Genomic DNA, 20,224 nt, shown 5'->3' with positions numbered 1-20,224 from the left:
GCGCTTACGGCGAGGCGTGCAGGGTGTTGCCGGCATCGCCCTGGGCCTTTTCAAGCTTTTCCAGCGCCGGAATCAATTTTTCGTCCACTACCTGCTGGGTCATCGCGCCGCTGTACTTCCAGCGCACGATGCCACTGCCATCGACCAGGAAGGTCTCCGGTGCTGCCGTCACGCCCCAGTCGATGGCGGTGCGGCCTTCGATGTCGCTCAGCACGACCATGAACGGGTTGCCCAGCTGTTCCAGCCAGTGCAGCGCGTCGGTCGGTTCATCCTTCCAGTTGTAGCCGATCACGCGTACGCGCTTGCTCTCGGCGAAGCGGGTCAGCACCGGATGTTCTTCACGGCAGGCCGCGCACCAGCTGCCCCAGACGTTGAGCAGGTACGGCGCGCCACGCAGCTCCTCGCTGCGCACGATCATCTGCGGGTCATGCAGCACCGGCAGCGCGAACGCCGGCGCCGGCTTGTCGATCAGTGCCGAGGGCAGCACGTCGCGCTGCGGATCGCCCGATTTCATCACCCCGTAGATCATCAGGCCAAGCAGGCCGAAGAAGAACAGGACGCCGATCACGATGGCTACCGGCGGCAGCGGGCGGGAAGGGCGTGGGGCGGGTGACTCGGACATGGGGGACTCCTACGGACGACGAAAGCGGCGATCGGCAGCGGTGATGAATCCGCCCAGGGCCATCAACAGCGCGCCCAGCCAGATCCAGCGCACGAAGGGCTTGATGTGCACCCGTACCGCCCATGCATTGTTGCCCAGCGGCTCGCCCAATGCCACGTAGACATCACCGCTGAGTCGTGCATCGATGCCTGCTTCGGTCATCACCTGGCCGCCGCTGGCGTACTGGCGCTTCTCGGGATGCAGCAGGGCCAGTTCGCGACCATCGCGCAGCACCCGCAGATGGCCGCGATCAGCGATGAAATTGGGGCCTTCGCGGTGGTCCACGCCTTCGAAGCGCACTTCGTGGCCGGCAACCACTACCTGCTGGCCCGGTGACAGCGCGACTTCGCGCTGTACGTTCAGTGCTTCCACCAGCAGCGCGCCGGCCAGGAACACGGCAACACCTGCATGGGCGACGATCATGCCAAGCATTTCGGCGGTGAAGCGGCCATTGCCGCGCAGGCGCTGCCAGACGAAGCGGGCAGTGCCCAGACCGACCCAGGCTGCGGCCGCGACGCCGATGCCTGCCTTCCAGCCATTCTGCGGCGCCTGCCACCAGGCCCAAGCGCCGAGCAGCACGGCCAGGCCCGCCCATGGCAGCAGCAATGCCAGTGCGCGCGAGGGTTGGTCGCGCTGCCACTTCACCAGCGGACCGAATGGCAGCAGCATCACCATCGGTGCCATCAACAGCAGGAACAGGCTGCCGAAGTACGGTGGACCCACCGAGATCTTGCCCAGCGACAGCGCATCGGCCAGCAGCGGGTAGAGCGTGCCGAGCAGGACCATCGCGCAGGCGCTGGCCAGCAGCAGGTTGTTGGCCAGCAGCAGGGTTTCGCGCGAGGTGGCGGTGAAGCCACGGCGCGGATCGCCGGCATCCACGGCCAAGCGTGGTGCGCGCAGCGCATACAGCAGCAGGCTGCCACCCACCAGCACCGACAGGAAGATCAGGATGAACAGCCCACGCGAGGGATCGGCGGCGAACGAATGCACGCTGGTCAGCACGCCGGAACGGACCAGGAAGGTGCCCAGCAGCGACAGCGCGAACGCCGCGATGGCCAGCAGCAGCGTCCAGCTGCCGAAAGTGCCGCGCTTTTCCGTCACTGCCTGCGAATGGATCAGTGCCGCGCCAACCAGCCACGGCATGAAGCTGGCGTTCTCGACCGGGTCCCAGAACCACCAGCCGCCCCAGCCCAGTTCGTAGTACGCCCACCAGCTGCCCAGTGCGATGCCCAGCGTGAGGAAGCCCCAGGCGACGTTGGTCCAGGGCCGCGTCCAGCGTTGCCAGCGTGCATCGACGCGGCCTTCCAGCAGCGCCGCCACGGCGAAGGCGAAGGGCACTGCGAAGCCGACGTAGCCCAGGTACAGCATCGGCGGATGGATGATCAGCCCTGGATCCTGCAGCAGCGGGTTGAGGTCACGGCCTTCCAGTGGCACCGGGTTCAAGCGCAGGAACGGATTGGAGGTGAAGATCAGGAAGGCGAGGAAGCCGACGCTGACCACGCCCATCACCGCCAGCACGCGCGCCTGTACTGGTGCCGGCAGATGGCGCGAGAACAGCGCCACCGCGCCGGTCCACAGCGCCAGCACCAGCGCCCACATCAGCAGCGAGCCTTCGTGCGCACCCCACACCGCCGAATAGCGGTAGATCAACGGCAGCAGTGAATTGGAGTTCTCGGCCACGTAGCGCACCGAGAAGTCCTGCTGCACGAAGGCCGCGGTCAGTACGGCGAAGGCACCGGCCAGCAGCACCAGCTGGGCAAAGGCCGCCGGGCGGGCAACGGCCATCCATGCGTCATTGCCGCGCTGCGCACCCGCCAGCGGCAGCACTGCCTGCAGCAATGAGGCCAGCAACGCGCACAGCAGGAGGATCTGACCGAATTCGGGAAGCACTCAGCGCACCTCGGGCGCCGTGACCGGCACATCGTGCTTGCGATGCGCATCGCCCATCTTGTCGGCCACTTCCTTGGGCACGTAGTTCTCATCGTGCTTGGCCAGCACCTCGTCGGCGACGAAGGTGCCGTCCTGCAGGCGACCGCTGGCGACCACGGCGGTCCCCTCGCGGAACATGTCCGGCAGGATGCGGTCGGTGCTGACCGGCAGCGTCGCATCGCCGTCGGTGACCACGAAGTGGGCCTGCAGCGAGCCGCTGGGTCGATCGAAGGACCCCTTCACCACCATGCCGCCCAGGCGGAAGCGGGACTGCGCATCCACGTCCCCGCGCAGCACTTCCGAAGGCGTGTACAGGTAGGCGATGTTGCGCTGCAGGGCGAAGGCCACCAGCGTGGTGGCCAGCCCGGAGGCCAGCAACAGCAGGAGCACCCAGATCATGCGGCGTCGCTGTACCGGCGTCATCGGCTGAGCTCGGTGGCAAGCGGCGCCGGTGCCGACGCGTTGCCACGCGCCTGCAGCCGCTGCTGGCGGCGTTGCGCCAGCTGTCGGGCGCTGCGCAGGCGCAGCCACGAGCCCAGCGCATCGCAGGCCAGCACCAGCAGGAACACCGCGAAGGCGGCGATGAGGTAGGGCAGGTGGGTCATCGCCGTGCCTCCCCATCCGCGGTGCCGAAGCGCTCGCCGATCCAGGCCTTGCCGGCCTCGCGCGCGATGTTGTCGGCGCGCGCCTTGGCCAGCAGCGAGCCGACGAACCACAGTTTGGTGGCCACCACCATCCACCACAGCGGGGCGATCAGTTCCGGCCGCACGGCGTTCTCGCCGAACACGTTGATCGACTGGCGCTGGTGCAGCGCGCCCCACCAGTCCACCGAATAGCGGATGATCGGCAGCAGGCCCACGCCGACGATGGCCAGCAGGCCGGCCGCGCGTGCGGCACTGCGGCGGTCTTCGATGGCGTGGTACAGGCCGATCACGCCCAGGTACAGGAACAGCAGGATCAGCTCGCTGGTCATGCGCGGGTCCCAGTCCCACCAGGTGCCCCAGGTGCCCTTGCCCCAGATGCTGCCGGTCAGCAGGGTGATCAGGGTGAAGCCGGCGCCCATCGGCGCACAGGCCATCGCCAGGATCTCGCAGATCTTGATGCGCCAGATCAGCGCGATGGCGGCGTAGGCGGCCATCAGCGCGAATACGAACAGGCTCATCCAGGCGCTGGGCACATGGATGTAGATGATGCGGAAGGCGTCGTGCTGGTTCTGTTCCGGCGGTGCCACGAACAGGCCCTGCCACAGGCCGATCAGCAGCACCGGAACCGCCGCAGCGTAGAACACGCGGGACCAGCGTGCGGCGAAACCATCGAAGGTCGGGGGCGAACCGAGTTGATGGAACCAGCGGACGATCGGATTCATGCGTGGCGGCTATCCAGCAGGGGTGGATTGGCTCTCAGCTCGGTCAACTCAGAGAAATACGGATCGCAGCAGCGGTGGCCAGCGGTGCCAGCACCAGGGCGATCACCAGTCCAGCGCCCAGCATCAGCAGCGCACCGACCGGGTCTTGCCCGCGGCTGGCTGCCGCCAGGCTGCCGGCACCGAAGACAAGCACCGGTACGTACAACGGCAACGACAGCAACGCCACGAGAATACCAGAGCGCCGGATGCCGACGGTCAGTGCAGCGACCACGCCACCGATCAGGCTCAACAACGGTGTTCCCAGCAGCAACGATGCCAGCAACATCGGCAGCTGGTCATGCGGCAGATGCAGCATTTCCGCCAGCAACGGGCTCAGCAGGATCAGTGGCAGGGCGGTGGTCGCCCAATGCAGCAGCACCCGCACCAGCACCAGCCACGCCAGTGGCACCGGCGCCAGCAGCCATTGTTCGAGCGAACCGTCTTCGGCGTCGGAGCGGAACAGCGAATCCAGCGCCAGCTGCCCGGCCAGCAGTACCGCCAACCACAGCACCGCACCGGCGGTGGCGGCCAGCGGCTGCGGGTCCCGGCCCTGGGCCAGTGCGAACAGCACCACCACCAGCAGGGCGAACAGCACCGGCTGCAGGGCATCGCCGCGACGCCGCCAGAGCAGGCGCAGGTCGCGCGCAATCAGCGCGCGGGCGGTCTGCCACAGGCCTGGTTCGGTGCCTGGCGCGATCATGCTTCACCCCCCAGATCGAGCTGGCGGGTGCGTACCGGCGGGGCGGCATAGGCGCCATGCGTGGTGACCAGGGCGGCGCCGCCACTGCGCAGGTGTGCGGAAATCATCCGATTGACCAGGTTGATGCCTTCCAGGTCGAGGTTGGCATAGGGTTCGTCGAGCAACCACAGCGGTGCCGGCGACAACCAGATGCGGGCCAGCGCCAGCCGCCGCTTCTGTCCGGCCGACAGGTGCCGCACCAGGGTGTCCTCGTAGCCGGCCAGGCCGACGATGGCCAGCGCATTGCCCGGCATCTGCCGTGCGCGGCGGCCGTGCAGGCCGCAGAGGAAATGCAGGTTCTCCAGCGTGTCCAGGTCCGGCTTCAGCGCCGGCAGGTGGCTGAGGTAGGCGACATAGCGCGCACGCTCGGCGTTGCTGGCCGGCCTGCCATCGATCAGCACCTGGCCCGCGCCCGGGCGCGCCAGGCCCGACAGCACGCGCAGCAGGGTGGTCTTGCCGGCACCGTTGCCGCCCTGTACCAGCAGCGCCTCGCCGGCATCCACGTGGAAGTCCAGCGGGCCGAACACCGGCTCGTCATTGCGGGAGAAGCTCAGGCCGCTGGCGGCCAGCAATGCAGGGGTGTTCAAGGCGCAGGGGTCTTCATGCGGGAGTGCGGCAGCAATTGTAGCGGTGAAACCGCGCCGGGTAGTGCCGGCCGCTGGCCGGCAGCTCTGCAAGGGGCCGGTGTGGCGGGTCGAGGTTGCCGGCCAGCGGCCGGCACTACCGAAGCGCGGATTGCGTAAACTTCGGGTCTGTCTCCTCCATCCCCCAGGCCGATGCAACCGAACACCAAGCTGCCCAAGGTCGGTACCACGATCTTCACCGTGATGTCCCAGCTCGCCGCCGAACACGGCGCGGTCAACCTCGGCCAGGGGTTCCCGGATTTCTCCGCACCGCAGCGCCTGATCGACGAGACCAGCAAGGCGATGGCCGCCGGCCTGAACCAGTACCCGCCGATGACCGGCGTGGCACCGCTGCGCCAGGCCATCGCGCAGAAGTCGCTGGACCTGTACGGCGCGACGATCGATCCGGACACCGAGATCACCGTCACCAGCGGCGCCACCGAGGCGATCTTCAACGCCATCCACGCCGTGGTGCGTGCCGGCGAGGAAGTGATCGTGCTCGACCCGGCCTACGACTGCTATGAACCGGCGATCGAACTGGCCGGCGCCACCGCCGTGCACGTGCCGCTGGACCCGCAGACCTTCGCGGTGGACTGGGACCGCGTGCGCGCGGCGATCACCCCGCGCACCCGCCTGCTGATGGTCAACACCCCGCACAACCCGTCCGGCGCGATGCTGGACGAGGCCGACATGCAGGCGCTGGCCGATGTGCTGCGCGGCACGCAGATCTACCTGATATCCGATGAAGTGTACGAGCACATCATCTACGACGGCCGTCGCCACGAATCGGCGCTGCGCTACCCGGAACTGCGCGAGCGCACCTTCGTCATCTCCAGCTTCGGCAAGACCTATCACTGCACCGGCTGGAAGATCGGTTATGCGGTGGCGCCACCGGCGATGACCGCCGAGTTCCGCAAGGTGCACCAGTACAACACCTTCACCAGCTTCGGCCCGGCGCAGTACGGTTTCGCTGCGATGATCCGCGACGAGCCACAGCATCATCTGGAACTGGGCGCGTTCTATGAAGCCAAGCGCGACCGCTTCCGCGAGCAGCTGGCCGGTACCCGCCTGAAGGCGCTGCCGGTGCCGGGCGGCTACTTCCAGCTCGTCGACTATTCGGCCATCAGTGACCTGCCGGACCATGAGTTCGTGAAGTGGCTGACCATCGAGAAGGGCGTCACCGCCATTCCGCTGTCGTCGTTCTACGAAACCGCGCCGGTCGGCCAGCGGCTGGTGCGGCTGTGCTTCGCCAAGAACGAGGCCACCCTGGACGCGGCGATCGAACGCCTGCGCCTGCTGTGAGCGGAGGAGACAGCATGCAGGACCTGCGCATTTCCCTCGTCCAGGGCGACACCCGCTGGCACGACCCGGCCGGCAACCGCGAATACTACGGCGCGCTGCTGGCGCCGCTGGCCGGCACCACCGATCTGGTGATCCTGCCGGAAACCTTCACCAGTGGTTTCTCCAATGAAGCGATCGCCCAGGCCGAAGGCATGGACGGCCCGACCGTGGCGTGGGTGCGCGCGCAGGCCAAGGCCTTGAATGCGGCAGTGATCGGCAGCGTGCAGCTGCGCGATGGTGAGGGCGTCTACAACCGCCTGCTGTTCGCCACCCCCGATGGTGGCCTGCAGTACTACGACAAGCGTCACCTGTTCCGTTACGGCGGCGAGCACGAGCGCTACGCCGCCGGCCGCGACCGCCTGTGCGTGGAATGGAAGGGCTGGCGGATCAATCCGCAGGTCTGCTACGACCTGCGTTTCCCGGTGTTCTGCCGCAACCGCTACAACGTCGAGCGTGCCGAACAGCTGGACTTCGATCTGCAGATCTTCGTCGCCAACTGGCCGTCGGCACGCGCCTATGCTTGGAAGACCCTGCTGCGTGCGCGCGCGATCGAGAACCTGTGTTTCGTCGCTGCGGTCAACCGCGTAGGCGTGGATGGCAACCAGCTGCATTACGCTGGCGACAGCGCGGTCATCGACTTCCTCGGCCAGCCGCAGGTGGAGATCCGCGAGCGCGAGCAGGTGGTGACCACCACCATCTCCGCCGAAGCGCTGGCCTCGCATCGTGCACGCTTCCCGGCCATGCTCGATGCCGATGCCTTCCATCTGGATGTGCAGGCCTGATACGGCGGCTGAACGCTTCCCGCCCCACCGCGCGCGCCTGCATCCAACGTGCACGCGCGCGCTGCTAGATTCGCCCACATTCCGACCGATGTGGATGTTCTGCCGATGAATACCAAGCCGTTTGCCCTGCTGCTGGCGCTCGCCGCAGCGTCCCTGGCCCCGACCGCGCACGCCGGTGGCAACCTTGACTGCCAGCTGCGCTACAACCTGTCCGGCTGGTCACTGATCTACAAGACCGCCTCGGGCAACGGCACCATCCACTGCACCAACGGTTCCAGCATGCCGGTGCGGATCCAGCTGAAGGGCGGCGGCCTGACCGTTGGCAAGTCGAAGATCACCGATGGCCGTGGCAGCTTCACCGGCGCCAGCAGCGTCGGCGAGCTGCTGGGCACCTACGCCTCGGTCGGCGCGCATGCCGGTGCGGTGAAGTCCAGCAACGCGCAGGTGATGACCAAGGGCGATATCTCGCTGGCCCTGTCCGGTACCGGCAAGGGCTGGGACCTGGGTGTGGACGGCGCGGCGTTCACCATCAGCCGGCGTTGAGGCGGGAGGGCTCCCCGGCTTCCCAGCTGATGCGGATGTAGTGCTGCTCGGCGTCGCTGGGCAGCCGTTCGACACTGAAGCGGTTCTGCAGCAGTTGCTCGACGACGCCGTCGACGAGGCGCTCGCTGGCCAGCGCCTTGTTGAAGCCGAACACGATGTAACGGCGGCCGTTTTCCGAGCCGACCTGGATCGATTTGTCCAGATCCCTGTAGTACTGCTCGATCGGTCGAATGGCGGCGTCAGCGTTTGCGCGGGCCTGTTCTGCGGTGATGGTGATCATCGGCATCTGCGTGGTTGCGGAGAACACGCACCATAGCCAGCGCTGCCACGCGGTTTCCGGCAGTGGCGCACAGTGCAGGGCGTTTGCAGCAATTCCTAGGCCAGCGCGCTCCGCGGACGCAGCAACCACAGCGCCAGCAGTGCACAGGCGATGATGGATGGCGCCAGCATTTGCAGTGCGCCGACAACGGCCATCGCCGCGCCGATCAGCAGGTAGTAGAGCAGGCCGAACAGGGCGCCGGCACTGCCCAGGCAATGTGCATAGCCGCGTAGTGCCTGCCCGAGCACGTTGGGGATGGCCAGGCCGAATCCCGCCACGACCGGCAGCATCGCCATCACGATGACCGGTTGCCCGCGCAGCAGCGCGGCCAGTACGCCACCAGCCAGTACCAGCGATGCCGCGATGCGGATGCGCGTCAACGCAGCGACGCCGGCACGCAACAGGCGGCCATTGGCCCACGCGCCCAACGCCGAACCCAGTGCCAGCACCGCACCGCTGGCGCCGAACCAGCTGGCCGGCCAGTGCAGGCGTGCGAACACGAACGGCCCCAGCGCGTACCAGCTGTACATGGCCACGTTGAAGGCCATGACCAGCAGCGCCTGCGACCAGATCCAACGGTCGCCCAGCAGTTGCCGCAGCAGGGGCCGCAGCGCTACGGGCGCGATCTGCGCGGGGCGGCTTTCACGCAGCCCGGTCACGCAGCCGAGCATCAGCAATGCAGCGATCAGCAGCAGGCCGGCCTGCACGCCTGCATAGCCATCGGCAGCGACCAGCAGCGAGCCCAGCGCCAGCCCGATCGCCGGACTCAGCGCCAACGCCATGCCAATCCAGGAGAACGCCTGCGCCAGCGCGGGCCCTTCAAGGTGGTCGCGCAGCACGGTCTGCGTCACCACCGAGGCGGCGGCGGCGCCCAGGGCGGCCAGCATCTGCGCAACCAGCACCTGGCCGAACGTGCCGGCCGCCAATCCGCCCAGTGCCGCCAGCACGAAAACGGACAGGCCACCCAGCAGGGCAGGGCGACGGCCAACGCGGTCGGCCAGCCTTCCCCACAGCAGGACGCCCAGCGCGAACCCCAGCAGGTACAGGCTCATCGCCTGGCTGGCAGCGCTGGCCGGCAGGGCGAAGCGTTGCGCCAGATCGGCCAGCGCCGGGCTGTACAGGGTCTGCGCCAGCTGCGGAAACATCAGCAGCGCAATGGTGAGGGACAGCAGGCGAGGCGACATCGGCGCGCTCCGGAAACAGGGGCGCGCATTGTCGTGGCCATGCCGATGGCGCACTCTAGTGATTACGACAGTAGATGGATGAAATCGGACATGGCGTGGCTGCAGCCCGACGCTCGCTTCGATGCCGATGCCTGGAGCGCCCCGGTGATCGGTATCGCTGCCACGCTGGCCGAGCATGACTCCGGTTGGCACCAGCACGCACGTTCGCAACTGCTGTACACGCGCGCCGGTTGCACGCGGCTGACGTTCGGCGATCGCATCAGTCTGTTGCCGCCATCGCGCGCGGCGTGGATTCCGGGTGGTCTGCTGCACCGCGCGCAGATGCGGCGGGCGGTGGACTATCGGTCGCTGTACTTCGATGCCACGCTGTCGGCGCAGTTGCCGCAGCAGCCAGCAATCATTGGTGTCGGTCCCCTGCTGCAGGCGCTGCTGGAGCCGATCGCGCAGGCGCCGTTCGCACATGACTGGCAAGCGCCGCGAGCGGGGCATCAACTGGCGCTGTGCGTGCTTGAGATTGCCGCTGCGCCGGTGGAGCCGATGGAGCTGCCATTGCCGCGTGACCCGCGCATCGCCTGCTGCCTGCCGGTGGCCGAGCAGCTGCCGCCCGAACTGGGTGAGCTGGCGCAGCGCAGCGGACTGAGCGTGCGTACGATCGGGCGCCTGATGCAACGCGATACCGGCATGTGCTACCAGGCGTGGCGCCAGCAATGGCGGTTGATGCGGGCCATGGAACTGCTGCTGCTCGGCCATCGTGTTGCGCACGTGGCGCTGGAACTTGGATTCTCGGCAGAGAGTCCGTTCATCGCCTTCTTCCGCAGCATGGTCGCGACCACGCCTGCGGCGTTCCAGCGCGCCGAAAGCGCTCGAGCGGCAGGGTGAGAGTGGAGTGGTCGCGGCCGAACGCGGGGAAGCAGGCGCGTGGGCCCGGCTTCCGTCGCCGTGTTTACTGCTGGGCCATCAGCCAGGCCAATGTGCCGCGATGTGGTTCGGGCACGGTGCTGGACGCGGCATCAAGCAGCATCAGCGATGCCCAGCAGACGTCGGCAGCTGGTGCGGTGTCCATCCGCGGCAGTACCGCCATGGCCCGCGCGCGCGTGCTTTCGTCAGTCATCGAGGCGAGCAGGGCCTCGGTCGCCTCGGCAATCTGCTGTTCAGTGGCAGGGGTTGCGGGTCGCTGTTCGAGCTCGGCGAGGCTGGCCTGGTAGCTCATCTCGAACCAGAAATCGATGTCCTGCGACGGTCGCTTCTCCAGTTCGTTGAACAAGGTCCTGCCTACCTGCGCAATGTCCGACGCCGTGGTGGCGCGGGCGATCAGTGCGCATTTCTCTACCGGCATTCCGCGCAGCATTGCGGCCAGCAGCTGCGCACGCCGCTCCAGCATGGGGCGGGGCAGGCGGCCGATGCCATCCAGTGCAAGCTGTGCACCGGCGACAGCAGCCTTGTCCTTGCTGCCGGCCTGCTTGATGCGGGTGAGATAGCGCTCATCGACGATCAGCCGACGCAGCATGCGGTCGGCCGGATCGTGCAGGGCCGAAGATTTCGGCCAGGGATTCTGCGTGGCGGCGATTTCCTGCTTGAGCCGGTCGGCAGCGCGTTCGCAGCCGCCGACCAGCAACAGAGCCACCAGCACGGCGCCGACGCGGGCGCCGAGGGACAACATCCGTGTCATCGCTGTGTCCTTCATTGAAGGTGGAGATCAGCCGCCGCGCGGGCCGCTGCGACGCGGGCCACCCGGACCACGGTTGCCGCCGGGGCCACCCGGGCCGCGGTTGCCACCCGGGCCGCCGGGACCACGGTTGCCGCCGGGGCCACCCGGGCCGCGATTGCCGCCCGGACCACCCGGACCACGGTTGCCGCCCGGACGTGCATTCGCATTGCCGCCCGGACGACCGTTGCCGGCCGGACGCGAGCTGCCGTACGGACTGAAGCCCGGATTGGCGTGGTCGGACGGGAAGCTGGGGGCATTGCCCGGATGGCCGTACGGGTGCTTGTTGCCCTGGCCCTGCGAGCGGTTGCCCGCACCGGCCGGACGACCCTGGCCGCCCGCGCCACCGGCGCCACCGCGTCCTTCACCACCGTAGCCACCACGACCTTCACCGCCGTAGCCGCCGCGACCCTGGCCGCCACCGGCGCCTGCGCCTGGGCCCTTGGGCTTGCCGTACGGACGGCCCTGGCCGCCTGCACCAGCGCCCGGACCACGGGCACCCGGGCCACGTGCGCCCGGACCCGCGTTGCGATGGCCGCTCGGGCCGGTGCTGACGCCATCAGGCACATACCAGGTACGGAATGCGGCCGGGTTGCCTTCCGGCAGCGAGCGGTCGTTCTTCGGTGCGCGCTGCTTGAACGGGCGCTGCGACTGCTTGGCAGCAGCTTCACCGCTGACGGTCAGGCCGCCCTTGAAACCGCCACCGCCCTTGCCACCGCGACCACGGCCGCGATCTTCGCGCACGTTGTCGAAGCGGCGCAGTTCGCGGCCTTCATCGGCGGTGTTATGACCGTTGACGTAGGCATTGCCGCGGCCACCTTCGCGCACGCGCACGGTGGTCTTGGCGGCACGACGCTGGCCGATCACCGGCTGCAGGGTCAGGGCCGAGGGCGCGCCTTCTTCCAGCTTCAGTTCGGCGCGCAGCGCTTCGACCTGGCTGCCCGGCAGTTCGACCGACTGGCCGCGGGCCAGTTCGCGCGGCAGGCTGACCTTGCCGTAGCGGGTGCGCTTGAGTCGGCTGACCTGGCAGCCCTGCGATTCCCACAGGCGGCGCACTTCGCGGTTGCGGCCTTCCTTCACCACGACGCGGAACCAGTCGTGCGAATCGGTGCCGCCGATGCGTTCGATCTCATCGAACTTGGCCGGGCCATCTTCCAGCGCGACACCACGGGTGAGGCGGTCGACGACGGCATCGGGCACCTTGTCCTCGCCTTCCGGTGCACGCACGCGCACCACGTACTCGCGCTCAACCTCGAACGAGGGGTGCATCATGGCGTTGGCCAGCTCACCGTCGGTGGTCGCCAGCAGCAGGCCGGTGGTGTTGATGTCCAGGCGGCCGACGGCGATCCAGCGGGCACCCTTCAGCGCCGGCAGGGATTCGAACACGGTCGGGCGACCTTCAGGGTCTTCACGCGTGGTCACTTCGCCTTCCGGCTTGTTGTAGACCAGCACGCGCGACGGCTCGGCCAGCGCAGTGGCGACGAAGCCGCGGCCGTCGAGTTCGATCCTGTCGCCGCTCTTGACCGACATGCCGGTCTGGGCGACTTCACCGTTGACCTTGACCAGGCCTTCGGCAATGCGCTGTTCCAGCGCACGACGCGAGCCGAGGCCGGCCTGGGCCAGGACCTTGTGCAGGCGTTCTTCCAGCTTGAACTGTTCGGACGTGGCTTCGCGCTTGAGCGAAAGCTTGTTCAACGAGGGCTTGCGGGGGGTGTCACTCATCAGTTTTGCTCCGGCCGACGGTTTCGAGGTCGGCCTCTGGTTCGGAATCGGCTTGGTCAACAGCCACGGTCGTCTTCGCGACGGCGTTGTCTTCGCGTTCGTTCACTGTCACCGCGCGCTCGCCCGGCGCGGAATCGGGGTGCCCATCATTGGAGGGCGAAGGTGCTTGCTCATCGTCGGCCGCCGCAGGAAGTGCGTCGGCAGAATCGGGGGTGTCGCCGGCGGTCGTGCCGGTGTCGTCATTTGCAGCGGCGTCCGGGTCGGCGCTCACGTCCGGGCCGTCGGCACTGGCGGCGAGGGGGGCGTCGCGATCCAGCGCCAGCTGCGGTTCCAGGTCGCCCAGGTCCTTCAGCTCGGAAAGGGGCGGCAGTTCGTCCAGGCGTTTCAGCCCGAAGTAGTCCAGGAAGCCCTTGGTTGTGCCGAACAGGGCAGGCTTGCCAGGCACGTCGCGGTGGCCGACCACGCGGATCCACTCGCGCTCTTCCAGTGCCTGGATGATGTTACTGCTGACCGCCACGCCGCGCACCTGCTCGATCTCGCCACGGGTGATCGGCTGCCGGTAGGCGATCAGGGCCAGTGTTTCCAGGGTGGCGCGGGTATAGCGGGTCTTGCGTTCGGTCCACAGCCGGCTGATCCAGCCATGTACTTCGGCGGTCACCTGGTAGCGGAAGCCCGAAGCCACCTCCACCAGTTCCACGCCACGGTCCTGGCAGCCCTCGCGCAGCCGTTCCAGCGCACGTTCGATGCTGCCCGGTGGTGCCGGCTCATCTTCCGGGAACAGGTCCTTCAGCTGGGCCAGGGTGAGCGGCTGGCTGGAGGCCAGCAGCGCACCTTCGACAATGCGGTTGATCAGCGTTTGATCCATCGGCAGTCAGCGCTCACTCGTTTTCATTGGCGGCGTCGTTGTCGTCGAACTCGCTGCTGAACTGCAGCGGGGCATTGGTATTGCCGGCGGCCAGGGACTTCACGTAGATCGGCGCCAGCGGTTCTTCCTGCACGAGGTCCAGCAGCTGCTCCTTGGCCAGTTCCAGCACTGCCAGGAACGTGACCAGCACGCCCAGCTTGCCTTCTTCGGCGGTGAACAGGTTTTCAAAACGATAGAACCTGCCGTCTTCAAGCCGCCCCAGCACTTCACCCATGCGCTGCCGGACACTCAGCGCCTCGCGCTTGATGGCGTGGCCGGTGAACAGCTCGGCGCGCTTGAGCACGTCGTGCAGCGCCATCAGCATTTCCTTCAGGTCCACCGGCGGCGGCAGCTTCACTGCGGCGCGCTCGGGCATGAAGGCATGTGCCACGGTGGTGTCACGGTCCTGCCGGGGCAGGGCGTCGATATCCTCGGCGGCCTGCTTGAAGCGTTCGTACTCCTGCAGCCGTCGCACCAGCTCCGCACGCGGATCGGCTTCCTCGCCCTCCACGCTGGGGGGGCGGGGCAGCAGCATGCGCGACTTCACTTCCGCCAGGATCGCCGCCATCACCAGGTACTCGGCGGCAAGCTCGAAGCGCAGCTCGCGCATCACGGTGATGTATTCCACGTACTGCCGGGTGATCTCGGCCACGGGAATGTCCAGTACGTCCAGGTTCTGCCGGCGGATCAGGTACAGCAGCAGGTCCAGCGGTCCTTCAAAGGCGTCCAGGATGACTTCCAGCGCATCCGGCGGGATGTACAGGTCCTGCGGAATCTGCAGGACCGGTTGCCCATGCACCACGGCCAGCGGCATTTCCTGCTGCTGGGGGGCGGGCGGCCGGGTTGGCGTGTTCGCGTCGAGCGCGAGTTCGGAAGTCATCTAATGGAGATCAGGATTGCAACGGACCAGTCGCGGTAGCTGGCACACCGGGCAACTGCCACGGACCGCCAGGACACCAGGCGCGCCTGTCTCGGCGCGGTTCCACACATCAAACAACAGGACGCTCCGCAGGACACGGCAGCGACAGGACTACGGGGAGGTCGTCTACGGGGCCCGGTCGGGTGGACCGGTTCGAAGCAGCGGGTCGGTCGTCGGGGGCTGCGTTGGCCGCAAAAACCGACGGGCTGCTGCATCCAGCCACGTGCAATGGTTCCTAGGGTAAGCCTTTGCCGCGCCAGTGTCCAGCCGAGGCCGGGCGCGGGGCTGGATTGGCTAGAATTGCTTCACCAGCAACGCAAGCGAGGAAATGCCGGTGTGGTATGTGATTGAAGGATATGACGGCCAGGATGTACTGGCCCAGCGGCTGCAGGCGCGGCCTGAGCACCTGGCACGGTTGACCGCGTTGCGCGATGAAGGCCGCCTGCTTCTGGCCGGACCGTGTCCGGCGATCGACAGCGAAGACCCGGGCCCGGCAGGGTTCAGTGGCTCGGTGGTGATTGCCGGCTTCGACTCGTTGCAGCAGGCCCAGGCCTGGGCCGATGCCGACCCGTACGTCGCGGCGGGCGTCTACGTGCGGGTGCAGGTGCGTCCGTTCCGCAAGGTGCTGCCGTGAACGCGGAACGGATCGAGCAGATTCGTGATGCGCTGCAGCACGCGCTGGCCCCCAGCGTGCTTGAGATCGAAGACGACAGCCATCGCCATGCAGGCCATGCCGGAGCGCGCGATGGTCGCGGCCATTTCAACGTGCACGTGGTCAGCGAGCGCTTCGCGGGAATGGCCCCGCTGGCGCGCCATCGCGCGGTCTACGCCGCCTTGGGCACGTTGATGGAAACCGACATCCACGCGTTGTCCATCCGCGCGCATACCCCGTCAGAACAGGGCTGAGGCCTTGTCCCGCGCTGTCCTGGCAGGTCCGTTGATGGGCCTGCCAGGGACAGGTTTCCGTGTCCGTTTGGGGACATTCGTCTAACGGACTGTTTACAAGCGCAGATGGAAACGCTTACATTCCGCGCCAATGCTGGTAGGTCCAAGCCGTGGAGGGCGGCTTCGTGAACAAGGCAGCCATAACAATCAAAGACGTCGCCCGTGAAGCCAAGGTCTCTGTGGCCACCGTTTCGCGCGCGCTCAACGGGCATGAAAATGTCGCCGAACCGGTCCGCCAGCTTGTGCTGGAGGTGGCCGCACGGCTGCGTTACACCCCGCATGCCGCCGCTCGCAGCCTGAGCAGCCGCCGCACCAATACGGTGGGCGTGGTGCTTCCGGACCTGTACGGCGAATTCTTCTCCGAACTGATGCGTGGCATCGACAACGTCGCCCGCAGCCGGCGCCAGCACCTGCTGGTGTCGAGCTATCACGGCGACCAGGAGCAGCAGGGCGCAGCCCTGCGTGCCATGCGCGGCCGGGTCGACGGTCTGCTGGTGCTCTCGCCCTATGCGGAGAGCCCCGGGTTCCTGACCGACAACCTGCCGCAGGCATTGCCGACGGTACTCATCAACACCTACCTGCCTGGGCAGGACCATCCGGTGTTGAGCATCGATGACCATGCAGGGGCGATGGCGATGACCCGCCACCTGCTCGATGCTGGCCATCGCCGCATTGCATTCATTTCTGGCCCGGACCTCAACTTCGACGCGCGCGAGCGCCTGCGCGGCTTCCGTGACGCGCTGGCGGCGTTTGGCAGCGGCGCCGAAGGCATCGAGCTGCCCGGTGATTTCGACGAAGCTTCCGGCCATCGCGCCGGTCAGGAGTTGCTGGCAGCCGGCACGCTGCCCGATGCCGTATTCGCCGCCAACGACATGATGGCCCTGGGTTGCCTGTATGCCTTCGCGCAGGCAGGTGTCCATGTCCCGACCGATGTCGCCCTGGCCGGCTTCGATGACATTCCGCTTGCGCGTTTCGTTCACCCGTCGCTGACCACCATGCAGGTCAGCATTGCCGAACTGGGCGATCGGGCGATGTCGCGTTTGTTGCAGTTGATGGACGGCACCTCCACGGAAGGGGCAGGGGACAAGCAGACCCTGGTCCCGCGCCTGATTGTTCGCGATTCCACCACTCCGCCATCCGGCCATTGAAGCCAGAGGCGTTCCTTCTTTTTTGATTGATCGCAGGTGCCGCGCAAGCGGTCACCGCCACCCGGAGATTGAGTTGATGATGCATTCCACTATCCGCACGCCGGCGCGCCGGCTGCTGAGCACCGCACTGGTCAGCTGCCTGATGCTGGCCGCCGCCCCGAACGTCATGGCGCAGTCGGCCAACGCCAGCCTGCGTGGCCAGGTCTCCGGCGCCCAGGCCGGTGCCGAAGTCACCGCCACCAACGTCGCCACCGGCACCGTCCGTCGCGGCACCGTGCGCGCCGACGGCAGCTACTCGCTGATGGGCCTGGATCCGGGCACCTACAACGTGGTCGCCAACGGCCAGACCCAGAAGGTTACCGTCACCGTCGCCTCGACCGCGACGCTGAACTTCAGCGAGGCGGCTGCCGGTGGTACCGGCTCGACCGCCGCCACCAACCTGGACACCGTCAACGTCGTCGCGCCGACCCTGCTGCAGGAAGTGCGTACCTCCGAAGTCGGCAAGACCGTCAGCCTGCAGCAGATCCAGACCACCCCGCAGGTGTCGCGCAACTTCCTGGAGTTCGCCGACGCGGTGCCGGGCCTGATCTTCACCCGTGATGCCAAGGGCAATACCTCGCTGCGCGGCGGTGCCACCAATTCCGACGGTACCAACGTCTACATCGACGGCGTGGGCCAGAAGAGCTACGTCAAGGGCGGCGGCGTGGCCGGCCAGTCCGGCAGCGCCGGCAACCCGTTCCCGCAGCTGGCCATCGGCGAATACAAGGTCATCAGCGGCAACTACAAGGCCGAGTACGGCCAGGTGTCGAGCGCCGCAGTGACCGCTGCCACCAAGTCCGGTACCAATGAATTCAAGGGTGAGGCGTTCTACCGCTACACCGATGAGGACATGCGCGCCAAGACCCCGGCCGAGCGCCAGGGCGGCAAGGACAAGATGGTCTCGGCCGAGAAGGAATACGGCTTCGCCCTGGGCGGCCCGATCATCCAGGACAAGGCGCACTTCTTCGTGACCTACGAAGCCAAGCGCTTCGACCTGCCGGTCACCATCGCGCCGGACGGCGCGGTCACCGGTGCTGCCGGCCTGCTGCCGCCCGCAGGCGCCGCCGGCCTGGGCCCGGCCAGCCAGCCGTTCCAGCAGGATCTGATCTTCGGCAAGATCGACTTCGAGCCGACCGACAACGATCGCATCGAGCTGACCTTCCAGGACCGCGACGAAACCCAGTCGCAGTTCAGTGGCCAGACCTCGCCGGAAGCCGGTCGTGAAGTGGTCAACACCGACCGTCGTTACGCCCTGCGCTGGAACCACAGCGGCGAGCGTTACTACAACGAAATGATGGTCACCCATGAAGATTCGTTCAACAACCCGACCCCGCTGACCCTGGCCAACGGCATCACCTACACCGCACCGGACGGCACCGAAGACCGCACCGTGGTGAAGATCGGTGGCGCATCGGCACTGGATTCGCAGGTGAAGGGCCAGAAGGGCTGGTCGATCGAAGACAACCTGACCCTGGACGGCATCCAGTGGGCCGGCGACCACACCATCAAGATGGGCGTGAAGTACAAGGCGATCGACCTGTACGCCTCCGATGCGGCGCAGATCAACCCGACCTTCACCTACAGCCTGGGCGATCCGGACTTCCCCGATTCCATTCCGTACAAGGCGCAGTTCGTCAAGCCGGTGACCGGCGTGGATGGCGTGTCCGGTGAAGTGCGTTCGAAGTCCAAGCAGTACGGTGTGTTCATCCAGGACGACTGGCAGGTCAACGACCACCTGCAGATCAACCTCGGCCTGCGCTGGGACTACGAAAAGACCCCGTCCTACCTGGACTTCGTCACCCCGCAGGCCGTGGTCGACGCGATCTATTCGCAGGATCCGCGTGCTGCCGCCGGCCAGACCTACGCCGATTCGCTGGCGCTGGGCGGCCTGGACATCAGCGACTACATCAGCAACGGCCACAACCGCAAGGCATTCAAGGATGCCTGGCAGCCGCGCCTGGGCTTCTCGTATGACATCAACGCCGACGAGCAGCACGTGATCCACGGTGGTGCCGGCCGTTCGTACGACCGCGACCTGTTCGACAACCTGCAGTTGGAAACCACCAAGCTGGCCCTGCCGCAGCCGACCATCTACTTCCGCAACCCGGCCACCGGCACCTGCATCAACGGCCAGGCCGCCTGCTATGACTGGAACCCGAACCTGCTCAACGGCATCGGCAACCTGCAGAGCCTGGTCGGTGCGACCAGCAATGCCGGCCTGGAAGTGGATCTGCTGAACAACAAGCTGAAGGCTCCGTACTCCGATCAGTTCAGCCTGGGCATGAGCAACCAGATCGGTGACTGGCTGACCGACGCCACCATCGCCCGTACCCTGAGCTACGACGGCTTCGCCTTCACCCTGGGCAACCGTTACCCGACCGGCCAGTTCTTCGATGACCCGCGCCTGTGCGGTGGCACCGAGCCGGGCCTGAGCCAGGCCTGGAGCTGCAACGTGCCGGGCTTTGGCAGCCTGATCATCGGCCAGCAGGGCATCAAGACCCGTGCGACCCAGATCCTGCTGTCGGCGCAGAAGCCGTTCACCCAGGAAAGCGGCTGGGGTACCTCGATCGCCTACACCTGGACGACCGCGCGCCACAACCGCGACATCAACGAGAAGTACGCCTTCGACCGCGGCCTGATCGAGGATTACCCGACCATCCGTTCCAACGGCGCGCCGCGCCACCGCCTGGTGGTCACCGGTTCGTACGCGGGCTTCTGGGGCATCACCTTCGGTGGCAAGATCACCCTGGCTACTCCGACCGCCGTCAATGACTGGTACCCGGTGCCGCAGGCCAGTGGCTACAACCTGCCGACGCCGCAGGCGGCTGTGCCCAACGCCAATGGCAAGTTCCTGGTGGGTGGCAAGATCTTCGGCTACCGTTCGGTCGATCTGCAGGCGACGAAGACGTTCAAGCTGGCGGGCGATACCGAGCTGTACGCGCGTATCGACATCATCAACGTGTTCAACTTCGACAACTTCTCCACCTACAACTACGTCAAGACCAACGGCAAGCTGCAGGCCAGCTACAACGAGACCGGCGACATCATCGGTACTCCGCGTCAGGTCAAGGCCGAAGTGGGCTTCCGCTTCTGATCGCGGGAAGTTGATGCAGTACGGAGCCATCGGTTCGCCGTTGGCTCCGGTTTCAACGGCAATGGCCGGCCTCCGGGCCGGTCCATTGCCCACGCCATTGCCGGGCAGGGGGCAATGGCGTGGGCAATGACCGCGGTGTCATCAACCACGTTTTCGTGGTTTTTTAAGACCGCACTTTGTAAACGATTTCAGGTCATTGGACGTTATGCTCTTTCATCGATC

At 66.9% G+C, this 20,224-nt stretch carries 21 protein-coding genes; 8 read left to right on the top strand and 13 right to left on the bottom strand.

What is annotated here, in order from left to right:
- Positions 1 to 4 precede the first annotated feature (4 nt).
- The 7 genes from AC07UW_RS14265 to ccmA are packed head-to-tail and all read right to left on the bottom strand — an operon-like array spanning position 5 to position 5,261.
- Positions 5 to 622: a DsbE family thiol:disulfide interchange protein gene (locus tag AC07UW_RS14265; RefSeq protein WP_025876469.1), complete on the bottom strand. Its 618-nt coding sequence runs from the start codon at positions 620 to 622 to the stop codon at positions 5 to 7.
- Between the two features lie 9 nt (positions 623 to 631).
- Positions 632 to 2,551 (bottom strand): heme lyase CcmF/NrfE family subunit, encoded by a 1,920-nt coding sequence (locus AC07UW_RS14260; RefSeq protein ID WP_312110977.1) that lies wholly within the window; start codon positions 2,549 to 2,551, stop codon positions 632 to 634.
- On the bottom strand, positions 2,552 to 3,013 hold the full coding sequence (gene ccmE / locus AC07UW_RS14255; RefSeq protein WP_099784807.1) for a cytochrome c maturation protein CcmE: 462 nt from the start codon (positions 3,011 to 3,013) through the stop codon (positions 2,552 to 2,554). It abuts the gene before it with no gap.
- Complete coding sequence (gene ccmD, locus AC07UW_RS14250; protein WP_025876476.1) at positions 3,010 to 3,195, bottom strand: heme exporter protein CcmD; 186 nt, start codon at positions 3,193 to 3,195, stop codon at positions 3,010 to 3,012. Before ccmD ends, ccmE begins: the two co-directional genes overlap by 4 nt.
- Positions 3,192 to 3,956 (bottom strand): heme ABC transporter permease CcmC, encoded by a 765-nt coding sequence (gene ccmC / locus AC07UW_RS14245; protein WP_223495741.1) that lies wholly within the window; start codon positions 3,954 to 3,956, stop codon positions 3,192 to 3,194. The genes ccmD and ccmC overlap by 4 nt, the downstream gene beginning before the upstream one ends.
- Before the next feature lie 43 nt (positions 3,957 to 3,999).
- Entirely contained in the window at positions 4,000 to 4,695 is a 696-nt protein-coding gene (gene ccmB / locus AC07UW_RS14240) for a heme exporter protein CcmB (RefSeq protein ID WP_025876478.1), read from the bottom strand.
- The gene (gene ccmA / locus AC07UW_RS14235; RefSeq protein ID WP_425507073.1) at positions 4,692 to 5,261 is read right to left on the bottom strand and encodes a heme ABC exporter ATP-binding protein CcmA; all 570 of its coding nucleotides are present in this window, start codon (positions 5,259 to 5,261) and stop codon (positions 4,692 to 4,694) included. Before ccmA ends, ccmB begins: the two co-directional genes overlap by 4 nt.
- 249 nt (positions 5,262 to 5,510) lie before the next feature.
- Between ccmA and AC07UW_RS14230 the strand changes: the two genes are divergently transcribed.
- The 3 genes from AC07UW_RS14230 to AC07UW_RS14220 all read left to right on the top strand — a co-directional run bounded on the left by AC07UW_RS14230 (position 5,511) and on the right by AC07UW_RS14220 (position 8,023).
- A complete protein-coding gene (locus AC07UW_RS14230) occupies positions 5,511 to 6,659 on the top strand; it encodes a pyridoxal phosphate-dependent aminotransferase (RefSeq protein ID WP_495212274.1) in 1,149 nt (382 codons plus the stop codon).
- 14 nt (positions 6,660 to 6,673) lie between these two features.
- Positions 6,674 to 7,480 (top strand): amidohydrolase, encoded by an 807-nt coding sequence (locus AC07UW_RS14225; protein WP_032978771.1) that lies wholly within the window; start codon positions 6,674 to 6,676, stop codon positions 7,478 to 7,480.
- A gap of 105 nt (positions 7,481 to 7,585) precedes the next feature.
- The gene (locus tag AC07UW_RS14220) at positions 7,586 to 8,023 is read left to right on the top strand and encodes a hypothetical protein (RefSeq protein WP_301908859.1); all 438 of its coding nucleotides are present in this window, start codon (positions 7,586 to 7,588) and stop codon (positions 8,021 to 8,023) included.
- Here the strand turns inward: AC07UW_RS14220 and AC07UW_RS14215 are convergent.
- Together AC07UW_RS14215 and AC07UW_RS14210 are read right to left on the bottom strand one after the other, a co-directional pair.
- Positions 8,010 to 8,330: a hypothetical protein gene (locus AC07UW_RS14215; protein WP_432824071.1), complete on the bottom strand. Its 321-nt coding sequence runs from the start codon at positions 8,328 to 8,330 to the stop codon at positions 8,010 to 8,012. The genes AC07UW_RS14220 and AC07UW_RS14215 overlap by 14 nt on opposite strands.
- Positions 8,331 to 8,398: 68 nt before the next feature.
- Entirely contained in the window at positions 8,399 to 9,526 is a 1,128-nt protein-coding gene (locus AC07UW_RS14210) for an MFS transporter (protein WP_495212273.1), read from the bottom strand.
- A 90-nt stretch (positions 9,527 to 9,616) separates the two neighbouring features.
- Here AC07UW_RS14210 and AC07UW_RS14205 point away from each other — a divergent pair, with 90 nt between their 5' ends.
- Positions 9,617 to 10,405, top strand: a complete 789-nt coding sequence (locus tag AC07UW_RS14205) for an AraC family transcriptional regulator (RefSeq protein ID WP_495212272.1) — start codon at positions 9,617 to 9,619, stop codon at positions 10,403 to 10,405.
- 64 nt (positions 10,406 to 10,469) lie between these two features.
- Here the strand turns inward: AC07UW_RS14205 and AC07UW_RS14200 are convergent, their stop codons facing one another.
- Genes AC07UW_RS14200 through AC07UW_RS14185 form a run of 4 tightly spaced genes read right to left on the bottom strand, consistent with a single transcriptional unit; the run spans position 10,470 to position 14,737 of the window.
- Positions 10,470 to 11,195 carry a hypothetical protein gene (locus AC07UW_RS14200; protein ID WP_495212271.1) on the bottom strand — a complete coding sequence of 242 codons (726 nt, stop codon included), beginning with the start codon at positions 11,193 to 11,195 and terminating at the stop codon, positions 10,470 to 10,472.
- A gap of 27 nt (positions 11,196 to 11,222) precedes the next feature.
- A complete protein-coding gene (locus AC07UW_RS14195; protein WP_099784798.1) occupies positions 11,223 to 12,953 on the bottom strand; it encodes a pseudouridine synthase in 1,731 nt (576 codons plus the stop codon).
- Positions 12,946 to 13,818 (bottom strand): SMC-Scp complex subunit ScpB, encoded by an 873-nt coding sequence (gene scpB / locus AC07UW_RS14190; RefSeq protein WP_088101719.1) that lies wholly within the window; start codon positions 13,816 to 13,818, stop codon positions 12,946 to 12,948. Before scpB ends, AC07UW_RS14195 begins: the two co-directional genes overlap by 8 nt.
- A gap of 13 nt (positions 13,819 to 13,831) precedes the next feature.
- Entirely contained in the window at positions 13,832 to 14,737 is a 906-nt protein-coding gene (locus AC07UW_RS14185; RefSeq protein WP_025876498.1) for a segregation and condensation protein A, read from the bottom strand.
- A gap of 373 nt (positions 14,738 to 15,110) precedes the next feature.
- Here AC07UW_RS14185 and AC07UW_RS14180 point away from each other — a divergent pair, with 373 nt between their 5' ends.
- The 4 genes from AC07UW_RS14180 (at position 15,111) to AC07UW_RS14165 (ending at position 20,002) form a co-directional block, all read left to right on the top strand.
- The gene (locus AC07UW_RS14180; RefSeq protein WP_025876500.1) at positions 15,111 to 15,410 is read left to right on the top strand and encodes a YciI family protein; all 300 of its coding nucleotides are present in this window, start codon (positions 15,111 to 15,113) and stop codon (positions 15,408 to 15,410) included.
- A complete protein-coding gene (locus tag AC07UW_RS14175) occupies positions 15,407 to 15,682 on the top strand; it encodes a BolA family protein (protein ID WP_025876502.1) in 276 nt (91 codons plus the stop codon). Before AC07UW_RS14180 ends, AC07UW_RS14175 begins: the two co-directional genes overlap by 4 nt.
- 164 nt (positions 15,683 to 15,846) lie before the next feature.
- The gene (locus tag AC07UW_RS14170; protein WP_025876505.1) at positions 15,847 to 16,869 is read left to right on the top strand and encodes a LacI family DNA-binding transcriptional regulator; all 1,023 of its coding nucleotides are present in this window, start codon (positions 15,847 to 15,849) and stop codon (positions 16,867 to 16,869) included.
- Between the two features lie 76 nt (positions 16,870 to 16,945).
- Entirely contained in the window at positions 16,946 to 20,002 is a 3,057-nt protein-coding gene (locus AC07UW_RS14165) for a TonB-dependent receptor (protein ID WP_059064656.1), read from the top strand.
- Positions 20,003 to 20,224: the final 222 nt, after the last annotated feature.

The organism is Stenotrophomonas sp. GW821-FHT02D01 (assembly GCF_059421765.1).
The sequence above is the reverse complement of the archived record's forward strand: the minus strand, read 5'-3'. Positions and strand labels throughout refer to the sequence as shown.

Coding starts and splice junctions, on each gene's coding strand:
- AC07UW_RS14265 (WP_025876469.1), bottom strand. CDS start 622: ATGTCCGAGTCACCCGCCCCACGCCCTTCCCGCCCGCTGCCGCCGGTA.
- ccmE (WP_099784807.1), bottom strand. CDS start 3,013: ATGACGCCGGTACAGCGACGCCGCATGATCTGGGTGCTCCTGCTGTTG.
- ccmD (WP_025876476.1), bottom strand. CDS start 3,195: ATGACCCACCTGCCCTACCTCATCGCCGCCTTCGCGGTGTTCCTGCTG.
- ccmC (WP_223495741.1), bottom strand. CDS start 3,956: ATGAATCCGATCGTCCGCTGGTTCCATCAACTCGGTTCGCCCCCGACC.
- ccmB (WP_025876478.1), bottom strand. CDS start 4,695: ATGATCGCGCCAGGCACCGAACCAGGCCTGTGGCAGACCGCCCGCGCG.
- AC07UW_RS14230 (WP_495212274.1), top strand. CDS start 5,511: ATGCAACCGAACACCAAGCTGCCCAAGGTCGGTACCACGATCTTCACC.
- AC07UW_RS14225 (WP_032978771.1), top strand. CDS start 6,674: ATGCAGGACCTGCGCATTTCCCTCGTCCAGGGCGACACCCGCTGGCAC.
- AC07UW_RS14220 (WP_301908859.1), top strand. CDS start 7,586: ATGAATACCAAGCCGTTTGCCCTGCTGCTGGCGCTCGCCGCAGCGTCC.
- AC07UW_RS14210 (WP_495212273.1), bottom strand. CDS start 9,526: ATGTCGCCTCGCCTGCTGTCCCTCACCATTGCGCTGCTGATGTTTCCG.
- AC07UW_RS14205 (WP_495212272.1), top strand. CDS start 9,617: ATGGCGTGGCTGCAGCCCGACGCTCGCTTCGATGCCGATGCCTGGAGC.
- AC07UW_RS14200 (WP_495212271.1), bottom strand. CDS start 11,195: ATGACACGGATGTTGTCCCTCGGCGCCCGCGTCGGCGCCGTGCTGGTG.
- AC07UW_RS14195 (WP_099784798.1), bottom strand. CDS start 12,953: ATGAGTGACACCCCCCGCAAGCCCTCGTTGAACAAGCTTTCGCTCAAG.
- scpB (WP_088101719.1), bottom strand. CDS start 13,818: ATGGATCAAACGCTGATCAACCGCATTGTCGAAGGTGCGCTGCTGGCC.
- AC07UW_RS14185 (WP_025876498.1), bottom strand. CDS start 14,737: ATGACTTCCGAACTCGCGCTCGACGCGAACACGCCAACCCGGCCGCCC.
- AC07UW_RS14165 (WP_059064656.1), top strand. CDS start 16,946: ATGATGCATTCCACTATCCGCACGCCGGCGCGCCGGCTGCTGAGCACC.